At 48.7% G+C, this 17,840-nt stretch carries 19 protein-coding genes and 1 pseudogene; 8 read left to right on the top strand and 12 right to left on the bottom strand.

The window, feature by feature from the left end:
* Positions 1 to 26 precede the first annotated feature (26 nt).
* From OH773_RS10530 to OH773_RS10500, 7 genes and pseudogenes are all read right to left on the bottom strand, one after another.
* Complete coding sequence (locus OH773_RS10530; protein ID WP_270145502.1) at positions 27 to 923, bottom strand: transporter substrate-binding domain-containing protein; 897 nt, start codon at positions 921 to 923, stop codon at positions 27 to 29.
* Positions 924 to 932: 9 nt separating this feature from the next.
* Positions 933 to 1,712 carry an amino acid ABC transporter ATP-binding protein gene (locus tag OH773_RS10525; RefSeq protein WP_270145501.1) on the bottom strand — a complete coding sequence of 260 codons (780 nt, stop codon included), beginning with the start codon at positions 1,710 to 1,712 and terminating at the stop codon, positions 933 to 935.
* Positions 1,696 to 2,634, bottom strand: a complete 939-nt coding sequence (locus OH773_RS10520; RefSeq protein ID WP_270145500.1) for an amino acid ABC transporter permease — start codon at positions 2,632 to 2,634, stop codon at positions 1,696 to 1,698. Before OH773_RS10520 ends, OH773_RS10525 begins: the two co-directional genes overlap by 17 nt.
* Positions 2,635 to 2,643: 9 nt before the next feature.
* Positions 2,644 to 3,147 carry a GNAT family N-acetyltransferase gene (locus OH773_RS10515; RefSeq protein ID WP_183269279.1) on the bottom strand — a complete coding sequence of 168 codons (504 nt, stop codon included), beginning with the start codon at positions 3,145 to 3,147 and terminating at the stop codon, positions 2,644 to 2,646.
* A gap of 10 nt (positions 3,148 to 3,157) precedes the next feature.
* Positions 3,158 to 5,444 (bottom strand): annotated as a pseudogene (locus OH773_RS10510) (NtaA/DmoA family FMN-dependent monooxygenase).
* Positions 5,445 to 5,461: 17 nt separating this feature from the next.
* Positions 5,462 to 6,598, bottom strand: coding sequence for an amidohydrolase (locus OH773_RS10505; protein ID WP_270145499.1), 1,137 nt, complete (start codon positions 6,596 to 6,598; stop codon positions 5,462 to 5,464).
* 10 nt (positions 6,599 to 6,608) lie between these two features.
* Positions 6,609 to 7,631 carry an MsnO8 family LLM class oxidoreductase gene (locus tag OH773_RS10500; RefSeq protein WP_270145498.1) on the bottom strand — a complete coding sequence of 341 codons (1,023 nt, stop codon included), beginning with the start codon at positions 7,629 to 7,631 and terminating at the stop codon, positions 6,609 to 6,611.
* 313 nt (positions 7,632 to 7,944) lie between these two features.
* Between OH773_RS10500 and OH773_RS10495 the strand changes: the two genes are divergently transcribed.
* Genes OH773_RS10495 through OH773_RS10485 form a run of 3 tightly spaced genes read left to right on the top strand, consistent with a single transcriptional unit; the run spans position 7,945 to position 9,616 of the window.
* A complete protein-coding gene (locus OH773_RS10495) occupies positions 7,945 to 8,268 on the top strand; it encodes a helix-turn-helix domain-containing protein (RefSeq protein WP_270145497.1) in 324 nt (107 codons plus the stop codon).
* On the top strand, positions 8,253 to 8,567 hold the full coding sequence (locus tag OH773_RS10490; protein ID WP_270145496.1) for a HipA N-terminal domain-containing protein: 315 nt from the start codon (positions 8,253 to 8,255) through the stop codon (positions 8,565 to 8,567). The genes OH773_RS10495 and OH773_RS10490 overlap by 16 nt, the downstream gene beginning before the upstream one ends.
* Positions 8,567 to 9,616, top strand: a complete 1,050-nt coding sequence (locus OH773_RS10485) for a HipA domain-containing protein (protein ID WP_270145495.1) — start codon at positions 8,567 to 8,569, stop codon at positions 9,614 to 9,616. The genes OH773_RS10490 and OH773_RS10485 overlap by 1 nt, the downstream gene beginning before the upstream one ends.
* Before the next feature lie 44 nt (positions 9,617 to 9,660).
* Here OH773_RS10485 and tsr read toward each other — a convergent pair whose 3' ends face one another.
* The 3 genes from tsr to OH773_RS10470 all read right to left on the bottom strand — a co-directional run bounded on the left by tsr (position 9,661) and on the right by OH773_RS10470 (position 12,780).
* The gene (gene tsr, locus OH773_RS10480) at positions 9,661 to 11,325 is read right to left on the bottom strand and encodes a methyl-accepting chemotaxis protein (RefSeq protein WP_270145494.1); all 1,665 of its coding nucleotides are present in this window, start codon (positions 11,323 to 11,325) and stop codon (positions 9,661 to 9,663) included.
* An 86-nt stretch (positions 11,326 to 11,411) separates the two neighbouring features.
* Positions 11,412 to 12,008, bottom strand: a complete 597-nt coding sequence (locus OH773_RS10475; RefSeq protein WP_270145493.1) for a PadR family transcriptional regulator — start codon at positions 12,006 to 12,008, stop codon at positions 11,412 to 11,414.
* Positions 12,009 to 12,018: 10 nt separating this feature from the next.
* Positions 12,019 to 12,780, bottom strand: a complete 762-nt coding sequence (locus OH773_RS10470; RefSeq protein ID WP_270145492.1) for a siderophore-interacting protein — start codon at positions 12,778 to 12,780, stop codon at positions 12,019 to 12,021.
* A 275-nt stretch (positions 12,781 to 13,055) separates the two neighbouring features.
* Between OH773_RS10470 and OH773_RS10465 the strand changes: the two genes are divergently transcribed.
* Positions 13,056 to 13,271 (top strand): YdcH family protein, encoded by a 216-nt coding sequence (locus OH773_RS10465; protein ID WP_183269289.1) that lies wholly within the window; start codon positions 13,056 to 13,058, stop codon positions 13,269 to 13,271.
* A 45-nt stretch (positions 13,272 to 13,316) separates the two neighbouring features.
* Here the strand turns inward: OH773_RS10465 and yqfB are convergent, their stop codons facing one another.
* Positions 13,317 to 13,631 carry a N(4)-acetylcytidine aminohydrolase gene (gene yqfB, locus OH773_RS10460; protein WP_270145489.1) on the bottom strand — a complete coding sequence of 105 codons (315 nt, stop codon included), beginning with the start codon at positions 13,629 to 13,631 and terminating at the stop codon, positions 13,317 to 13,319.
* Positions 13,632 to 13,661: 30 nt separating this feature from the next.
* Entirely contained in the window at positions 13,662 to 13,835 is a 174-nt protein-coding gene (locus tag OH773_RS10455; RefSeq protein WP_270145487.1) for a GhoT/OrtT family toxin, read from the bottom strand.
* A 167-nt stretch (positions 13,836 to 14,002) separates the two neighbouring features.
* Between OH773_RS10455 and OH773_RS10450 the strand changes: the two genes are divergently transcribed.
* The 4 genes from OH773_RS10450 to OH773_RS10435 all read left to right on the top strand — a co-directional run bounded on the left by OH773_RS10450 (position 14,003) and on the right by OH773_RS10435 (position 17,801).
* Entirely contained in the window at positions 14,003 to 14,191 is a 189-nt protein-coding gene (locus OH773_RS10450; protein WP_183270253.1) for a YegP family protein, read from the top strand.
* A gap of 192 nt (positions 14,192 to 14,383) precedes the next feature.
* Positions 14,384 to 14,710, top strand: a complete 327-nt coding sequence (locus OH773_RS10445) for a DUF3302 domain-containing protein (protein ID WP_270145484.1) — start codon at positions 14,384 to 14,386, stop codon at positions 14,708 to 14,710.
* Between the two features lie 4 nt (positions 14,711 to 14,714).
* Positions 14,715 to 15,851, top strand: a complete 1,137-nt coding sequence (locus OH773_RS10440; RefSeq protein ID WP_270145482.1) for an HlyD family secretion protein — start codon at positions 14,715 to 14,717, stop codon at positions 15,849 to 15,851.
* A gap of 423 nt (positions 15,852 to 16,274) precedes the next feature.
* Positions 16,275 to 17,801 carry a sensor domain-containing diguanylate cyclase gene (locus tag OH773_RS10435; RefSeq protein WP_270145480.1) on the top strand — a complete coding sequence of 509 codons (1,527 nt, stop codon included), beginning with the start codon at positions 16,275 to 16,277 and terminating at the stop codon, positions 17,799 to 17,801.
* Positions 17,802 to 17,840: the final 39 nt, after the last annotated feature.

Here is a 17,840-nt window from a genome sequence, read left to right as displayed (position 1 = left end):
TAACAAAAATTGTGAATTTTGCTTATTCACGGATAGGTAATCCCTGGCGGATTCACCTCAGACGTAGCTACTTCTTCGCCCTTTTCTCCCCAACGATCCAGCACTTGTTGGTATTCACCGCGTTTCACCGTGCCATCCAGTGCAGCTTGCAGCGCGTATACCAGCCCATTCCCTTTTTTGGTGGTCGTGGCGACATACGCTTTTTTCGGACCCAGCCCGACAACCCGCGTGGTTCCGGTCAGTGCCGCTTTATAAGCTGCCACACTTTGTGGACCAAAGGTGGCATCCGCACGACCCGCCTGAATATACAAATTGCCGGAAGCGTCATCCGTCAGATAAATCGGTTGTGCCGGTTTGCGCCCTTCACGTTCATTAATTTCATTCCAACCCAACAGGATTTTTTCCTGATTGGTGCCAGAACCTAAAATGATGCGTAAACCCGAAACATCTGCCGGCCCACTGATTTTCTGAATCGGACTGTCTGATTTTACCGAGAACGCCAGCGAATCGACGCGATAGGTCGCGAAATCGAATTTCGTTTTACGCTGCTCGGTCACCGCAATATTCACCAGCGCCACATCGTAACGCCCGGAGGTAATACCAAGCGGCCAGTCTTCCCATGCCGTCGGGACCAGTTTGAGTTTCAGCCCTAAACTATCAGCCAGCAGACGGGCAATATCCGGATCGCTGCCGATCCTGGTGCGGTTATCACTGGCCAGCATTGCCAGCGGCGGCGAGTTAAGCGCGGAAATCGCCACCGTCAGCGTGCCTGGCTCAACAAACTGATAGCCTTGCGGAATTTTGCTTATAGCAATAGGGTCTTTAGCGGCATGAATCGGTTGTTCATTCGCCTTGAGATCAAGACTTCCTTGTGCGTAAAGCGTGGTGCTCATCATCAATAGCGCCAGTGGGACAAATTTCATGCCTGCTCCTTATAGAACCTTAGATAAAAACTGACGCGTTCGTGAGTGTTGCGGATGGTTAAGCACCTCGTCGCTGCTACCTTGTTCCACAATTTTTCCGTCCACCATAAACACCACGTTATCCGCCACTTCCCGGGCAAAACCGATTTCATGCGTCACCACCACCAGCGTCGTACCCGAACGTGCCAGTTTTTTAATCACGTCCAGCACTTCCCCCACCAGCTCCGGGTCGAGTGCAGAAGTCGGTTCATCAAACAGCATCACGCGAGGACGCAATGCCAGCGCACGAGCAATAGCAATACGTTGCTGTTGCCCACCGGAAAGATGACGCGACCAGGCATCCGCTTTATTGCGTAATCCCACGACATCCAGCAGCTCATAGGCCTGCTCAATGGCTTGCTTACGATTGAGTTGTTTATGGGCAATCGGCGCTTCAATCAGGTTTTCCAGCACCGTGAGATGCGGGAACAAATTGAAGTTCTGGAACACATAACCGACGTTCACTCGCTGGCGCAGGATCTCCTTTTCCTTCAGTTCATACAGCTTATCGCCCGCCTGGCGATAGCCAATGTAATCGCCATCAATCTGAATAAAGCCTTCGTCAACGCGCTCAAGGTGGTTAATGGCGCGCAGCAGCGTGGATTTACCCGAGCCAGACGGCCCCAGAATCACCGTCACCGAGCCAGGTTCCAGCTCCAGCGAAATGTTATCCAGCGCTTTGTGGCGGCCAAAGTATTTACTGACACCAGTAATCGAAATGTGGCCAGTTTGGCTATGGAAGTGGGACATGAGCGGCCTCCTGAGTTTGCAGTACCGGCTGACGTGACGCGTGGCGCACCGGGCTTTGTTGATTAATGGCGGAGCGGCGTTCACTGCGTGCCAACCAACGTTCGACCAGGTGTTGAATCAGCGAAAGCACGCTGGTGATCACCAGATACCAGACCGCACCGACCATCAGCAGCGGGATCACTTCCTGGGTGCGGTTGTAGATCATCTGAATGGTGTAGAACAGCTCTGGCATTGCCAGCACGTAAACCATCGCCGTGCCTTTTGCGAGACTGATAATTTCGTTAAAACCGGAAGGTAAAATGGTGCGTAACGCCTGTGGCAAAATAATACGCAGTGTGCGTCGCCATGCGGGTAACCCTAATGCCGCTGCCGCTTCATACTGCCCGTGATCAACCCCCAAAAAGCCGCCGCGAATAATCTCAGCGGTATACGCACTTTGCACCAGCGTCAGCCCGACTACAGCAGTAGAAAACTGCCCGAGCACGTTAATCGTCTGGTAGCTTCCCCAGCTGATTTGAGTAAACGGGATACCAATTGAAAGCGTGTCGTAGAGATACGAGAAGTTATAGAGAATGATCAGCACCACGATCAGCGGCAGCGACCGGAACAGCCAGATATAACCCCACGCCAGGCTATTGAGCAGCCATGACGATGAAAGCCTGGCGAGCGCAAGCAAACCACCCAATATCACGCTGAGCACGGTGCCAATCAGCGTCAACAATAAGGTTTGCGCCAGCCCCTCAAGAATGACCGGATCGAAGAGCCAGCGCGCAAACACGCTCCATTCCCAGCGCGGGTTAAACGCCACCGACTGAATGACAATCGCCAGCACAAACAGTGCGACAACAGCACCCAGTGTTCGTAGCGGATAACGCGCCGGAACGACTTTAATGGTTGATGGTGGGGTTGATAGTCTAGTCATGATCATTCCTCAGGCCGTTTTGCTCAGACGAGCCAGCGTTTTGGTAAAACGCAGACGCCCGTCGAACGGTGCCACGCTGTATTCTTCTGGGTTGCGCTGAATATCGAACTGCGGTTGATAACCGAGGCTCAGATACAGCTTCACCGCTTCCGGCTGACGAAAGCCGGTAGTCAGATAAACGTGGCTGTAACCGGCAATCTGCGCCCTGCTTTCCAGTTCACGCATCATGCGCTGCGCAATCCCTTGTTTGCGCAATGAGGAATGAGTCCAGATGCGTTTGATTTCAGCGGTATGTTCATCGAATGGCTTATACGCACCGGTAGCAATAATCTCGCCATCTCGTTCCAGAACAATGAATAACCCTTGCGGTGCCAGATACCACTCGGTGAGTTCCACTTCGGCGTCACGGGAAAAATAGTCCCCATAACGCGCCTCATACTCACCAAATAAACCGGTAATAATCGGCTGGAGCTCCGGTGCTTCCGGGGAAACATCACGAAATTGTTCGCGCATAGACCCCTCCTTAATCGCCAAGGCCATCAGGGTTAATTTCGGAGGCAGGGATTTTCTCAACGCTTTCCCCCCAACGGCTCAGCACTTTGTTGTAATCGCCGTTCTTGATAACGCCATTGAGCGCGGTTTGTACCGGTTCAACCAGGCCGCTCTCTTTTTTCAGCGTGACAGCAATGTGTGCCGCTTTCGGCCAACCGCCATCAACTACTCCAACTAACTTTGTTTTCTGATTAAGTGCCGCTTTCCATGCGCCGATGACGTTCGGGCCAAAGTACGCGTCAGCTCGGCCAGACTGTAAAGCCAGGGTTTGTGCGGCATCGTCTTTGGTGTAAACCGGCGTGAAAGGTTTAAGCCCTTTCTTCAGGTTGGCTTCGTTCCACGCCAGCAAAATAGATTCCTGATTGGTTCCGGAGCCAACGATAATGCGCAGCCCGGCGATATCTTCTGCTTTCTCAATCGTTTTAAATGGGCTGTCTGCTTTCACGTAGAAACCCAGCGAGTCTTTACGATAGGTGGCAAAGTCGAATTTCTGTTTGCGATCTTTGGTCACAGTAATATTGCTGATGGCCGCGTCGTATTTGCCAGACGCCACACCCAGTGGCCAGTCTTCCCATGACGTCGGCACCACGTTGAGCTCAAGCCCTAAGCTGTCTGCCACCAGACGTGCAATATCCACTTCGCTCCCGAGCAGCGTTTTGTTGTCGTCAGAAAATACCGTCAGCGGCGGTTGATTAAGCCCGGCGACCGCCACAGTGAATTTACCCGGTACGGCAAAGCGATAATCTTTTGGCAGTTGTGCAACAGCCTGCGGGTTCACCACGGTATTGATGGGCGTTTTATTGGCTTCAATACTGACGCCGGTGCCGTTAATCGTGACGTCCTGCGCCAGAGCGTGTGCCGACGAAAGTGCCAGAGCGATAGCCAGAATGAGCGATGATTTTTGCATAGCAGGTTCTCTTTTATTGTTGTGTGTTTTAAAGGGTGGTTTTTTTAAATTGGTTGGTCGGTGCCGCTAACCCCAGCGTTTCACGCAGAGTGGTGCCTGGATATTCTTTGCGGAATAAACCACGCACTTGCAGCACCGGAACCACTTCATCCACAAAGCGTGGGAAGGTGTCGGGTGTGCCGCCCTGAATGATAAAACCGTCGGCGGCATGGCTTTCAAACCAATGCTGCAACCCATCAGCGACTTGCTGGGCGGTGCCCGCAAAACGCGGACGCGGTGATGCCGCTTCCAGTGCGACCTGGCGCAAGGTCAGATTACGTTCACGGGCGTTACGTTTAATTTCATCAGTGGTACTGCGGAAGCTGTTCTGCCCCAGGTCGCCGATATCAGGGAACGGCTCATCAAGCGGGTATTGGCTGAAATCGTGATGTTCAAAATAGCGGCCAAGATAGTTCAAGGCGTCTTCTATCGATACCAATGCCGCCGTGGTTTGATATTGCTGTTCGACGTCATCTGCATCTTTGCCGACAATGACGCTCACGCCCTGGAATATTTTCAAATCGTCCGCATGACGGCCATAATTTTCCAGCTGCCCTTTTACATCACGATAAAAATGCTGTGCTTCTTCAAGCGTATCGTGATGAGTAAAAATAGCGTCAGCATGATGCGCGGCTAATTTCTTACCGTCATCTGATGCGCCAGCCTGGAATACAATCGGTCGGCCTTGTGGTGTACGGGAAATATTCAGCGGCCCTGCTACTTTAAAGAAATCGCCATGATGATTCAGCGTGTGTAATTTATTCGAATCAAAGAATTGTCCGCTTTCTTTATTACGAATAAACGCGTCTTCTTCCCAGGAATCCCATAGCCCTTTCACGACATCCAGGTATTCATCGGCAATGCGATACCGCAGCGCGTGTTCGGGATGTTTGTCACGGGAGAAGTTCTTTGCCGAGCCTTCCAGCGGTGAAGTCACCACGTTCCAGCCCGCGCGCCCTTTGCTTAAATGGTCAAGGCTTGCAAACTGGCGTGCCACGGTGAACGGTTCGCTATAGGAGGTCGATAACGTGCCGACCAAACCTAAATGCGTGGTGACGCTGGCTAATGCCGACAGCACCGTTAATGGCTCGAATCTATTCAAAAAATGAGGAATAGATTTTTCGTTAATATATAAACCGTCTGCGACAAATAAAAAATCGAGTTTGCCCTGCTCGGCTTTTAACGCTGTCTCTTTTACAAAATCAAAATTAATACTGGCATCGGGAATAGCCGCCGGATGGCGCCATGCCGACATATTTCCTGAAGCGCCATGCAGGATGGTTCCCAGGCGCAATTGTCTGTTGTTTGACATATTGATGCTCCGAATATTTAGTTTGCGAGTAGCGCCTGTTCAGCAAGTGTGGCGAAATATCTTGCTGCACCTTCAATTAATGCTTCATCCGGATTAAAGGCCGAATGATGTAACCCGTATGCACTGTTGCTGCCAATGCTGACAAACGCACCGGGGATAGTTTGCAAATAGACGGCAAAATCTTCGCCGCCCATATGCAGTTCAGAGGTTTGTGTCTGGTAACCTGCATCTTTTGCGGCCTGCATCGCAAACGCCGCCCATTTGTCATCGTTATTCAATGTTATTGGCCCGTTGAACCATTCCACTTCAATTTGTGCGCCAAACGCACTGGCTAAACCGGCGGCAATCTCACTGATTCGTTTCTCAACCTGCTGCTGAATATCGTCGCGATGCGTGCGCACGGTTCCTTCCAGTTCGACGCTTTCCGGCAACACATTCCAGGTATTTCCCCCCTGTATTCTCGTCACACTGACCACGACAGAATCCAGCGTATCGATATTGCGACTGGCTATAGTTTGCAGGGCAATCACCAGTTGGCTGGCAATCACGATGGCGTCATTACCCTCTTGTGGACGCGCAGCGTGTGCGCCTTTGCCCCGCACCCGTAATACAAAACGATCGACGTTGGCATAGAATGCGCCGCCTCTGGTGGCAAAAGTGCCTACCGGTAAGCCAGGCTCGTTATGCATGCCAAAAATAGCGGACACGTTTTCCAGCGCACCGGCCTTAATCAGCGCCTTCGCCCCCGTGAAGTTTTCTTCTGCCGGTTGAAACAACAGACGGACGCGCCCGGATAATTCCGCCTCCCGTTCTTTTAACAGCAGTGCGGCACCCAGCATGACGCTGCTATGAACATCATGCCCGCAGGCATGCATCACACCATCATGTATTGAACTAAACGGCACGCCACTGGTTTCCTGAATGGGCAGCGCGTCAATATCGGCACGCAGCGCAATCACCTTTTCCCCTTGTCCGACTTCAGCCACGACACCTGTGGCGAGTGAATACGGCAACAAACGTAACCCTGCTGACTCCAGCCAGTGACGGATCCTTGCTGTCGTCTCCACTTCCTTGCCAGACAGCTCCGGGTTCTGGTGCAACTCGCGTCGCCAGTTGATGAGCTGTTCTTTGAATGTCTGCGCCGCGATTGTCATCGGTTTCCCCTTACCAGGCTTCATGTTCGGCCGCAAAATGAGATACGGGAGATTCCAGATCAACGCCTGCCAACAAGCGCAACGACTCAATACGTGCCACAGGATCGGCAATGGGAGTATCAATAATGAATTCGTCGATACCAAATTCCTGGCTTAATGCGGCAAGACCCGCATGAACCGTCTGCGCGATACCTTTAAGCAGCGAGGGTTCACGGCGTTCGATTTTTTTGATGGCGCTACCCGCCTGACGAGAAAATGCATGAGCCTGAGCTTCGCTTGCCACGCTCACACGCTGGCTGTTTTCCAGTTCGACGCTCCAGATTTCCACCAGGCTCGCCAGTTCAGCCGCTTTTTCCTCGTCTGGTGCGACAATCACCTGCACGGCCACCACCGTGTCACGCTGGCTTTTACTGCTCCAGGCCGTCAGCACCTGACGCATTAAGTTTTTATCGCCATTCAGGTGCGCGGCATAAACGAAGTTCCAGTCAAGGCTTGCGGCAAGGGCTGCACTTTCAAGACTTGCGCCCAGCAAAAAACGATCGGCACCGCGTGCAGGAACCGGTGTGGCGCGTAAGGTTTCTTCTTCGTCTGGTGCGGCTGGCAACGCAAGCCAGTTATCAAGCTCGGTAAGTTTGTCGGCAAATGACGCTTTATCCTGCCCACCGCGCTGCAACGCCTGGGTCGACAGAGGTAATCCGCCTGGCGCTTTACCCACGCCGAGATCAACTCGACCCGGCGCAAGACTTGCCAACAGATTGAAGTTTTCCGCCACTTTGTAAGGGCTGTAGTGTTGCAACATCACCCCACCTGAACCGACACGAATACGCTGGGTTTGCCCGACTATCCATGCAATAAGCAGTTCCGGTGACGGGCTTGCCAGCCTTGAGGTGTTATGGTGCTCGGCAATCCAGAAGCGGTGATAACCCCAGGCCTCTGCAAGCTGAGCCAGATGCAGCGTGTGTTTCAGGGCGTCGCCAGGAGTATCGTCCTTCGCGACCGGGCTTTTATCCAGCAGGCTGATTCGATATGACATGCCACAAACTCGTGTTGATTAACATGCCTTCATTAATAAGGTTTCCATTCATATGAGTGAAACAATTAATTTACATTTGGTTAGCCAAAAACTGGATAAGCCAGATTTCGACGTCATCAAATAGCTCATAAAGGGTCTAAAATTATTAATCCAGAAACAAAATAGACTCTTTTTGACCCATAAGATTGACAAAAGACCGTAAATGAACCATTTTTATTAAAAAATTAAATAATGGGTCATATGTGATACACAAAATCATATTAAGCTCACATAAAACCCATTGCTGTTCTTTTATATGAATTTAAGGTCATTTATGAACTACAACACCGACACGCTCGCAGACAAATTGCAAACCATGAGCGAATTATTGAATGACGTAAAAAAAGCCGTGACGTTACGGGCGCAAGAATCAGATAGCCTGATCGACGAGCAGGTTATCGCGACCTCAGCACAACTGGGGCAAAAACTGAATCTGCGCCGCAAAGCGCTGGATATCGATCTTGCGACGCTTGAGCTACAAACTGGAGTGTCAGCTTCAACGCTCAAACGCCTGTTTAAAGATCCCGAGCAGGTCAAATTTGGCACCGTGTTACGTGTCGCTGAAGCATTAGGTGTGAAATTATGCGCCGCCGTGTAGAGGTGTGGTTATACGGCGAGCCGGTGGGTGAATTGCGCCAGGATAACGACGGTTATGAATTTAGTTATCGCGCTGACTATATCGGCCCGCCGCTGTCACTGAGCTTGCCGGTGCGTGTCGGCCGTTTTCGCAGCCAAACCTTACCCCCTTTTTTCTCCTCTCTGGCACCAGAGGGGTGGTTGAAAAAGCGTTACAGCCAACTGCAACAGCGCGACGAACATGACCTTCTCGGGATGCTTATCGATAACGGTAAAAACCTGATAGGTGCGGTGCAACTGGTCAACATTCAGGAGGATTAATGATGGGATTACCCCCGCGTTGCCACATTCTTTTAACTCCGCTGGTGCAGGCCAAAGAGCAAGAGTCCGGTTATTCGACCAAAGGTCTGAGACATCTGACTGGCTCCGGCAAAGTGAATCCTAAACTGAGTTTTACGCGCAGTGAATTTATTCATGAATTGCCGAAAGCCCAGCGCGGCATGAGTATCTCCGGCTATCAACCTAAGCTTCAGATGGTTGTGCAGGATGGGGAGTTTGCCGTGGTAGAGCACCAGGGTGAGTACATTCTCAAACCCTCTCCCGCGGAATTCCCCCATCTGGCCGAGAATGAACATGCCACCATGACGCTGATGGCACGACTGGGGTTTGATGTACCGCCGCACGGCCTGGTAAGTTTTGCGCCCGAGCAGGATGAACCCCGCGAATTAGCCTTTGTTATCCGCCGTTTCGACCGGGACAGACAAACCGGTGCGGCCATTCATCAGGAACAGCTTGATGCGGCAATGAATGTGGGCGAAAAGTACGGGAAAACGGGCAGTGACGGAAAGCAGTATGTGAGTTATCAGCAGCTGGCTGAGTTTCTGACTCAACATGTGAATAGCAACATCGCGTTTAAAGTCGATCTGTTCCGACGCATTGCTTATGCGTATTTGTTGGGGAACAACGATATGCACCTGCGCAATTTTGGCTTGATTCACCCGCGAATCGGGGAGCCGTCGCTCTCACCGGTTTATGATTTTGTCTCTGTTGCACCCTATCCCGCTATTTTTAGCTCGGGGTTTATGGCACTGCCGCTATTATCATGTGAAGAAGGCGACCGCGAACTGGCACCGGGTTTTAAAACGGCTTATGGCGAATATCTGGGAATGGATTTCCATGCGCTCGGTTTGAGCATGGGCATGACGGATAAACTCATCGTTAAATTGCTTCACGATTTGCAAAAAGAGAGTCGCATTGTGGATGCGGTCTACCGTGAGTCGTTTATGCCAGTAAAAGATGTGGAAGCGACGCTGCGTTGTTACCACCAGCGGCTGGATCGGTTGATGCGTCTGGATGAAGCACAGATTTAATGCCAAAAAATGGCGGGTAATACGATGCTTACCCGCCTGAAGACTTAAAACGTTTCCCAATTCTCGTTTGACTCGCTGACGGCGGTCTTACGAACCATCGTCGGTGCAAGTGTGAGTTTTGGCTCGACGCTGCGGGGTTCAGTTCTTACTTCCTGATTAATACGAAATACAGCAACCGCCTGAGTCAAACGGCTGGCCTGTTCTTCAAGTGCTGAAGCGGCTGCGGCAGACTCTTCAACCAACGCGGCGTTCTGCTGTGTTACACGGTCCATTTCAGAAACCGCCAACCCAACCTGGTCGATCCCACGGCTTTGCTCATCTGATGCCGACGCGATCTCGCCCATGATATCGGTCACACGGGTCACTGCATTAACAATTTCACCCATGGTTTCGCCTGCACTTTCAACCAGCGTTGAACCGGTATCCACTTTGCTGACGGAATCTTCGATCAGGCCTTTGATCTCTTTGGCGGCCTGCGCACTGCGCTGCGCCAGGTTACGCACTTCACCGGCAACCACCGCAAAACCACGCCCTTGCTCACCCGCACGTGCGGCTTCAACAGCGGCATTCAGTGCCAGGATGTTGGTCTGGAAGGCAATACCATCAATCACGCTAGTAATGTCGGCAATTTTCTTCGAGCTACTGGCGATGTCGTTCATGGTGCGCACCACGTTATCTACCACTTTGCCGCCCTTCTGCGCGGTTTCGGAAGCACTCAATGCCAGTTGGCTGGCCTGACGTGCATTTTCCGCATTCTGTTTCACCGTTGCGGTCAACTCTTCCATACTGGCAGCGGTTTCTTCAAGCGAAGCGGCTTGTTGCTCAGTACGGGAAGAGAGATCGTTGTTACCGATAGAAATTTCGCTGGCACCGCTATAAATCGCGTTCGCGCCATGACGCACATCACTTACCGTGCTCATCAGTTCAGACTGCATATGGCGTAAGGTGGCGGCCAGTTGCCCCATCTCATTGGTGCCTTCCACATCAATCGTACGCACCAGGTCACCGCTGGCAATATGACGAATGCTTTCAATCAGGCGATGCAACGGTTCAATCAAGGTTTTCTTGATGCCCAGCCAGACGGTGACAATCGCCGCGGCGACCAGCGCCAGAATCACAACAAGGATCCAAATAGCCTGCGAGTAAGACTGATTATTGTCGTCTACCGCTTGTTGATACAGCTGGTCATTTTGTTGCAGATAACTGACGTACTCTTTCTCAAAGCCATCCTGGTATTTCTGCGTCGGTTGGTCGAAGAATTCGTTAATTTTCCCCGCACCCAACAATTGAATCAGCTCAGCGAGTGCGCCGTGATAAATATCGTAATTACGCTTGATTTCATTGATGGATTGTTCGCTTTGGCGCGGGTCATGTGGCAATGCTTCATACTCAGCCCACTCCTTTTCCGCCTGCTTTAACGATTGGCTGGCGATGAGCATCAGCTCATTGACTGTCGCGCCGCTACCAATATTGTTGGTATCCATCATATGACGGATGCCCGCACGGTTCAGCGTGTTACGGGTTTGCAATAACGCCACCCAGCTACCGTTGAGCGTGGACTGCTGCTGGCGAATGGTTTGCAGCACCGTGAAGTTTTCTTTGTCGTTTTTTAGCGCGTTGAAGAACAACCCACCGGACGTCATCTGTAAGACACCAAATAAACCCAGCACAAAGAGAAGACTGGTTACAACTTTTATGCGATTTAACATGCTCTTTCGTTCTCATGACAACAGAAGCATAGAGTTTCGGCAAATACACTCAAAACTTTATGCTTCATTGCAGAGAAAAAGAGAAATTAACTCCGTTCGATGTCTTTAGCCGCCTGATCTAACGTATCGATGATGCTGTACAACGTCTCTTTAGGCAGATCGGTTTGGCCGAGTTTAGTGTTAAGCGCAACTTTGAAATTATGAATCGCCCGCTGTATTTCCGGGATACGGCGGTTGTCCCCCAGTACGCCTAACGATTCAAGACGTGCAATCACATGGCTGAGTTCATCTTGCTGTTCGGCCAGTGACGCGTGCCCTTCTTCAGTCAGCATCCACGCTTTCTTACTGCTGTCACTTTGCACGGCCGTAATCAACCCCATCTCCTCAAGCAAAGAGAGGTTCGGATAGATAATCCCGGGACTTGGTACATATTCGCCTTTTGCAATCGCCTCAATAGATTTGATCAACTCGTAACCGTGCGCGATGTTGCTTGAGAGGAAATGGAGGATCAGCAGACGGATGTCATTGGCGTCAAACAAGCGCTCACGGCGCATACGCCCTTTACCGCCGCCCATGCAGCCCTTTTCGTTATGGTCATGGCCGTGATGACCACCGTGCAAACCGTGTCTTTCGTGGCGTTCATGTTTCGCACAAAATTGTTGATGTAGTTGATGGATTCTCATATCAGTTTCCTTATTTGTGATGCCAGTAAGCCACAGCACGCACGTAATCCGCGTCCAGACCGTGAGTTTCCAGCAGTGCATCGCTCAGTTGTTTCACATCGTGGCCTTCTCCGGTGACCCAGACAAAATAGTCGCTCTCCGGGAAGTCAATCGTGCTGATGTGTTTAGCGATAGATTCGGTATCAAGCCGGTGAATCTGTGCGTGATGAAATTCACACAGATACTCGAGGCTTTGTGTTTGCTGGCTGTTAACCAGCACGGTGGGAACAATGTGTTCTGGTAACGACAGCAGACGACGACGAACGGCAGGTAACCCGCTTTCATCACAGATGTAGAGCTGAAATGCGTAATCGGTCGGAACCACCAGTGAACCACGCGGTCCGCCAATTAAGAGCGTGTCGCCAACCGTTGCGTTTCCAGCCCACAGGCTTGCGACGCCACCGTCGTGAATGTAGAAATCCAGCGTCAATTCGTTACGCGTGGCATCAAATGCCAGCGGTGTGTAATCGCGGGAGAGTGGACGCTGGCCTTCCCCCCATACAATTCCCTCGTCAGTCACTGACGGACGAATAAAATCACCGTCTTCTGGCGGGAAAAACACTTTCACATGGTCATCAAATCCCCGTGAGGTGAACCCCGCTAATTCTGGACTGCTAAAAACAATGCGATAAAAACAGCCCGCAACGGTCTCTTTGCTTTTGACGGTTAACTGACGGAATTTGAGGTCATTTTTTACGCGTTGAGGAAGGTTAGGTTTAGTTTGTAGGGTCATTCGGTTCTCACTTTTGCGTTACTAAGATATATCATAACTATGTTTTAGCACATGCAATTGAGATTGTCGTTATCAATTTTTGCCGTTACGCAAGGTGTGAAGTGGCGAAATTCTATTCGAAATTGTTAACGCGCCTCGTGGATCGCAAATTGACAAACCCTTACCAAGCTATGCTTCCAATTCGCAGCCAGCGGTGCCTACACTGCAAGTGGCAGCAACTGCCAGGTCATATACCATTCATCACCTACCCCAAATAACAGTCCAGGAGGTTTGCAATGTTTCCTGAGTACCGTGAATTGATTAACGAATTAAAATCCGCTAACCCGCGTTTCCTCAGCTTGTTTGACAAGCACAATCAGCTCGACGATGAAATTTTACGCAAGGGAGGGCCGCAAGGGACGGGATACAACGAAAGAGTCGTACAGATGAAAAAAGAGAAGTTGCGGCTAAAAGATGAGTTGTATCAGATGTTGAAGAAAGCTAGTCAATAGCCAGGGGCGTATTCAGGAAGGGGAAACTCCCCTTCCTTTGTTTTTTTAAGCTGCTGTAACCAACCTAAAAACAATCGCATAAAGCGCCGTCAAACCCGGATAAATATCAGCAATCACCTCTTTAAGCTGAGGCAGCGTCATATTTTCCTGGCGAGCATGCTCCTCCGTCAGTTCGTCGAGCATTACCGGCGTTACGCTTATCACTTCAATGGTGCAAAAATAGACGTCATCTTCGTAACGCCCGACGCGCAGCTGCTGGCCCGGCGTAAAGTGTGATTCGGAAGCGTCACGTAGCGTAATGGTTTTGCGACCGGCTACGATATCACTCTCAAAACGCTGAAAAAAAGTAATGTCATTCATTGTGCATTCCGGCAAAAAACGTAAAACAAATTAGAACAACGAGAACATCAACGCGACCGGAAAACTCATCGGCCAGGTGGCTCCCACCAGCACAGAACTTAACAGTTTAATTCGTTTCGTATCTTTAGCCAAAAACCAGGTGATAAAACCGGTTACAAACGACATTGCGGCATAAAAAACTAACATACTCTGATAAAGGGTCATTTTTATAAATTTTTACATCTGAAAAACCTGCCGCAAAATATGCTCTTATTTATGACGCAGATCAAGCTTTTGCCACCACTTTCTCCCACCTTCCGCCTCGCCTGGTGAATGCACTATATTTACCCTATTCCACAGACAAAGGGTCTGGGGTAAAGCGGAGATTTTTTATGGGACACTACGTTTTAAAGAAATCAACGAAAGCGACGGCTGAGCCATTTTATTTCGTGTTAAAGGCATCAAACGGACAGATTATTGCCCAAAGTGAGATGTATTCATCGAAAGCTGCCGCGCAAAAAGGAATTGAGTCGGTGCAGAAGAATGGTGCCACGACCGACATTCGAGACGAAACGGAGTAATTGGCAAGAGAAAACCCTGGGTGGCGCCGCGCTTATACGCATAAATGATTAGTATAAAGATATACACAGGCGCCATCCACCTCATAAGATGTGGAATTTAAAGCAAAAGAGTAAATTTACATAATTCAGTACCCGTAGTATAGATAGCGACTATCTTTAGTAAAGAACTGTAGTTATTAGTATGAGGTCTTTATGTTTCTTAATTACTTCGCCCTTGGTGTGCTTATTTTTGTCTTTCTCGTTATTTTCTACGGGATCATTATTCTTCACGACATTCCTTATCTTATTGCTAAATCTCGTAATCACCCCCACGCCGATGCTATCCACGTCGCCGGTTGGGTGAGCTTGTTTACCCTACATGTTATATGGCCGTTCTTATGGATTTGGGCCACGCTCTATCGACCAGAACGTGGCTGGGGAATGCAGCAAAACTCAGAAGTATCATTGGCTTCGTTACAGCAAAGGGTTTCTGAGCTGGAGCAAAAGTTAGGCGACAATAAAATAACTCCATCGGAGTAATATCATGGATTTACTCATTATCCTGACATATGTAGCTATTGCATGGTCAATATTCAAAATATTTAAAATACCTGTAAATAAATGGACAGTACCAACCGCTGCATTGGGAGGAGTGTTTTTAATTGGCGCACTGATTTTATTAATGAACTACAACCACCCTTATACTTTTTTGGCGCAAAAAGCAGTTATTTCAATTCCAATCACACCGCAAGTGACAGGGATTGTGAGTGAAGTGACCGATAAACAAAATACGATGATTAAAAAAGGAGACGTGCTATTTAAATTAGAACCCACTCGCTATCAGGCTCGTGTCGACAGACTTAAGGCTGATTTAACCACTGCCATTCATGGCACTGAGTCACTCCGCTCGGAACTTGATGCTGCCATTGCCAATACAACCCGTGTTAGTGCCGAACGCGACAGATTGTTTAAAGATTACCAACGCTACCTTCAGGGCAGTAAAGCGCGGGTCAACCCTTTTTCTGAGAGCGATATTGATAACGCCCGGCAGAACTACCTTGCTCAGGATGCACTGGTAAAAGGTTCGGTTGCCGAGCAGTCGCAAATCAAAAGTCAGTTAGACAGCATGGTCAATGGAGAGCAATCGCAAATTGTCAGCTTACGCGCCCAACTGAATGAAGCTGAATACAACCTCAACCAGACCATTGTTCGAGCGCCGAGTGATGGCTACGTGACACAAGTGCTGATCCGCCCAGGGACCTACGCGGCAGCCCTGCCATTACGGCCGGTGATGGTGTTTATTCCAAAACAAAAACGCCAGATTGTTGCGCAATTCAGACAGAACTCGCTGTTGCGTTTAGAAGCAGGTGATGAAGCCGAAGTGGTCTTTAATGCGCTACCAGGGCAGGTATTCCCAGGTAAACTCACCTCCATTTTACCTGTCGTTCCAGGTGGTTCTTATCAGGCCCAGGGGACGCTGCAATCACTGACGCTCACTCCGGGGAGTGACGGCGTGTTGGCGGTCATTGAGCTTGCGCCAAATGCACAAGTCGATGCGTTACCAGATGGTATTTTTGCCCAGGTTGCCGTCTATTCCGACCACTTTACCCATGTTTCTGTGATGCGTAAGGTGCTACTGCGAATGACGAGCTGGATGCACTATCTGTATCTTGATCATTAACGGATTTCGGTAGGGTGACCAGTTCGCCCTACCGATGTCTTTTTTTGCTAATACCCCATTAACTAGCGACCTAATAATTACCGCCTTAAAAATAACACGCTAAACATATAGCAATTACTTCTAATTTATCATACAAATCCATTACAATAAAAAAGCATTAATTGGAATTTAGTCTTCCAGTTCTAAAATAGTTAGATAAGCATTGCTCATGATTTTAGATTAAATAAAAAGCACAAATGTGCATTTTTTTATGCTTTATCTTCAAATAACCCTTTATGGTTAAGCCTGATTAAACCTTCTGGTTTCCTGTAACATTCGGATAATTGAATTACCTTGCCATTCTAAACATTGGCTAAGATAATAGTTTTACAAAGTGCATGGATTTTCACGTACAAACCTCAAAATAGTTAAAATACTTAATCTATGTTCAAATTAACATCTAAAAAAGCATTGGTAATAACTGCTATTGTTGTGATTGCACCATTTGTATTGATTTCAATTTATTCTTTTTTATACATTAAATCCAATGCTGAAAGTAACTTCAAAGAGACAATGTTTCGATTTACCAAGAACGCGTCTCATGCCAGCATCGAAGTTCCTGTTAGAAAAATTAACACTTTATTCACCTCGCTTTCAGCATTAATGAATAAAGAAGATATTACGGAAAGCATCTCCTCTGGGCGTCCAGAATCAAACGCCCTGTTGCCTTCATTAATTAATGCCAATGATATTTTTTTGAATATCATTTTGTCTGACGACCATGATAACTATAGAATTTACCCTAACCGAGAATATAAAAACTATAAACCAAGCCAACGCCCGTGGTTTCCTGTAGATGGTATGAAAGATGTTATCTACTTCTCTGACCCGTACATTAGTGCTAATAAAAATGTTGCACCCAATAATGATGTCAACACCATCACAGTCAGTATGAATCTCTTTGACCGACAGCTGGATTTTATTGGTAACGTGGCATTAGACCTCAACCTTAGCGCGCTTAGCGCCACGTTGAAGGGGATGGTCATTCCTTACGAAGGCCGCTATATGGTTGCGGCAATGGATGGCTCAATAATCATGATTACCAATCCAAAGGAGATCTTCAGCCGAAAAGTGCCTGCTTCTTGGCTAAGCGAAGTAACAGAGTCGAGCGGTTACTTTCGGGATAAAGAGAGTAAACAAATTGTCTTTTATCAGGCATTTCAAAACCCAGATTGGGTAGCGTTCGCCACCGTTGATAATGAGCAATATAATAAACTGCTAAATAACTCTTACAGTGTTTTGATGTACATCATGCTTGGCTGTATGCTTTGCTATCTCATCATCGCCATTATTGCCAGAGTGTATTTTAAGCAGTGGATAGACATGCTTTATTTAAATATTAACGATAATGACGTGAGTGAAATGCCACGCAACCTTGAAGGGTTGTGTAAAGGAATAGCCAAAAAAAATGAAACGCTAAAGGAAGCGGTTCAAGCTGCGACTACCGATCCGCTGACTCAAATTGGTTCGCGTAGGAAGTTTGAGCAGGATATTCTTAATCTGTTTAATGCCGAGAAGCCATTCCATTTGGCCATGATCGATTTAGATAACTTCAAAAAAATTAATGATACTTTTGGACATCAAACTGGTGATAGTGTTTTAAAAAACGTGAGCAAAATAGGTGCAGAACGATTTTCGGGTCTACATTCTATCTACCGGTTTGGTGGTGAAGAATTAGTCGCCTTAATGTGCGATTTACCTTTTGCCGAATGTTATGAACTTATTGATAGCTGGCGATATACCGTAAATCAGCGGAAATGGCGAGAGCCAAACCTCTTCGTTACTTTTAGTTGCGGAATTGCCCATTCAACGGAATATGCTTCGATAGATGAAATAGTATCGGCTGCTGACCAATTCCTTTATCAGGCAAAGGCCGCCGGGAAAAACTGTATTTATCCCCCGTTGAGTTAATTCCCCACCCCGTCAACTAAAGTTGACGGGGTGAGTTGC

It is taken from the genome of Buttiauxella sp. WJP83 (assembly GCF_027594725.1).
Taxonomy (GTDB): domain Bacteria; phylum Pseudomonadota; class Gammaproteobacteria; order Enterobacterales; family Enterobacteriaceae; genus Buttiauxella; species Buttiauxella selenatireducens.
Note: the sequence above shows the minus strand (reverse complement) of the source record. Positions and strands in the feature narration are given on the sequence as shown.

What these genes read in the sequence shown, in the direction of transcription:
- OH773_RS10515 (WP_183269279.1), bottom strand. Translation starts at nt 3,147, where the DNA reads ATGCGCGAACAATTTCGTGATGTTTCCCCGGAAGCACCGGAGCTCCAG.
- OH773_RS10530 (WP_270145502.1), bottom strand. Translation starts at nt 923, where the DNA reads ATGAAATTTGTCCCACTGGCGCTATTGATGATGAGCACCACGCTTTAC.
- yqfB (WP_270145489.1), bottom strand. Translation starts at nt 13,631, where the DNA reads ATGAATGACATTACTTTTTTTCAGCGTTTTGAGAGTGATATCGTAGCC.
- OH773_RS10505 (WP_270145499.1), bottom strand. Translation starts at nt 6,598, where the DNA reads ATGACAATCGCGGCGCAGACATTCAAAGAACAGCTCATCAACTGGCGA.
- OH773_RS10475 (WP_270145493.1), bottom strand. Translation starts at nt 12,008, where the DNA reads ATGAGAATCCATCAACTACATCAACAATTTTGTGCGAAACATGAACGC.
- OH773_RS10485 (WP_270145495.1), top strand. Translation starts at nt 8,567, where the DNA reads ATGATGGGATTACCCCCGCGTTGCCACATTCTTTTAACTCCGCTGGTG.
- OH773_RS10445 (WP_270145484.1), top strand. Translation starts at nt 14,384, where the DNA reads ATGTTTCTTAATTACTTCGCCCTTGGTGTGCTTATTTTTGTCTTTCTC.
- OH773_RS10465 (WP_183269289.1), top strand. Translation starts at nt 13,056, where the DNA reads ATGTTTCCTGAGTACCGTGAATTGATTAACGAATTAAAATCCGCTAAC.
- OH773_RS10520 (WP_270145500.1), bottom strand. Translation starts at nt 2,634, where the DNA reads ATGACTAGACTATCAACCCCACCATCAACCATTAAAGTCGTTCCGGCG.
- OH773_RS10470 (WP_270145492.1), bottom strand. Translation starts at nt 12,780, where the DNA reads ATGACCCTACAAACTAAACCTAACCTTCCTCAACGCGTAAAAAATGAC.
- OH773_RS10435 (WP_270145480.1), top strand. Translation starts at nt 16,275, where the DNA reads ATGTTCAAATTAACATCTAAAAAAGCATTGGTAATAACTGCTATTGTT.
- OH773_RS10450 (WP_183270253.1), top strand. Translation starts at nt 14,003, where the DNA reads ATGGGACACTACGTTTTAAAGAAATCAACGAAAGCGACGGCTGAGCCA.
- OH773_RS10490 (WP_270145496.1), top strand. Translation starts at nt 8,253, where the DNA reads ATGCGCCGCCGTGTAGAGGTGTGGTTATACGGCGAGCCGGTGGGTGAA.
- OH773_RS10495 (WP_270145497.1), top strand. Translation starts at nt 7,945, where the DNA reads ATGAACTACAACACCGACACGCTCGCAGACAAATTGCAAACCATGAGC.
- OH773_RS10440 (WP_270145482.1), top strand. Translation starts at nt 14,715, where the DNA reads ATGGATTTACTCATTATCCTGACATATGTAGCTATTGCATGGTCAATA.
- tsr (WP_270145494.1), bottom strand. Translation starts at nt 11,325, where the DNA reads ATGTTAAATCGCATAAAAGTTGTAACCAGTCTTCTCTTTGTGCTGGGT.
- OH773_RS10525 (WP_270145501.1), bottom strand. Translation starts at nt 1,712, where the DNA reads ATGTCCCACTTCCATAGCCAAACTGGCCACATTTCGATTACTGGTGTC.
- OH773_RS10455 (WP_270145487.1), bottom strand. Translation starts at nt 13,835, where the DNA reads ATGACCCTTTATCAGAGTATGTTAGTTTTTTATGCCGCAATGTCGTTT.
- OH773_RS10500 (WP_270145498.1), bottom strand. Translation starts at nt 7,631, where the DNA reads ATGTCATATCGAATCAGCCTGCTGGATAAAAGCCCGGTCGCGAAGGAC.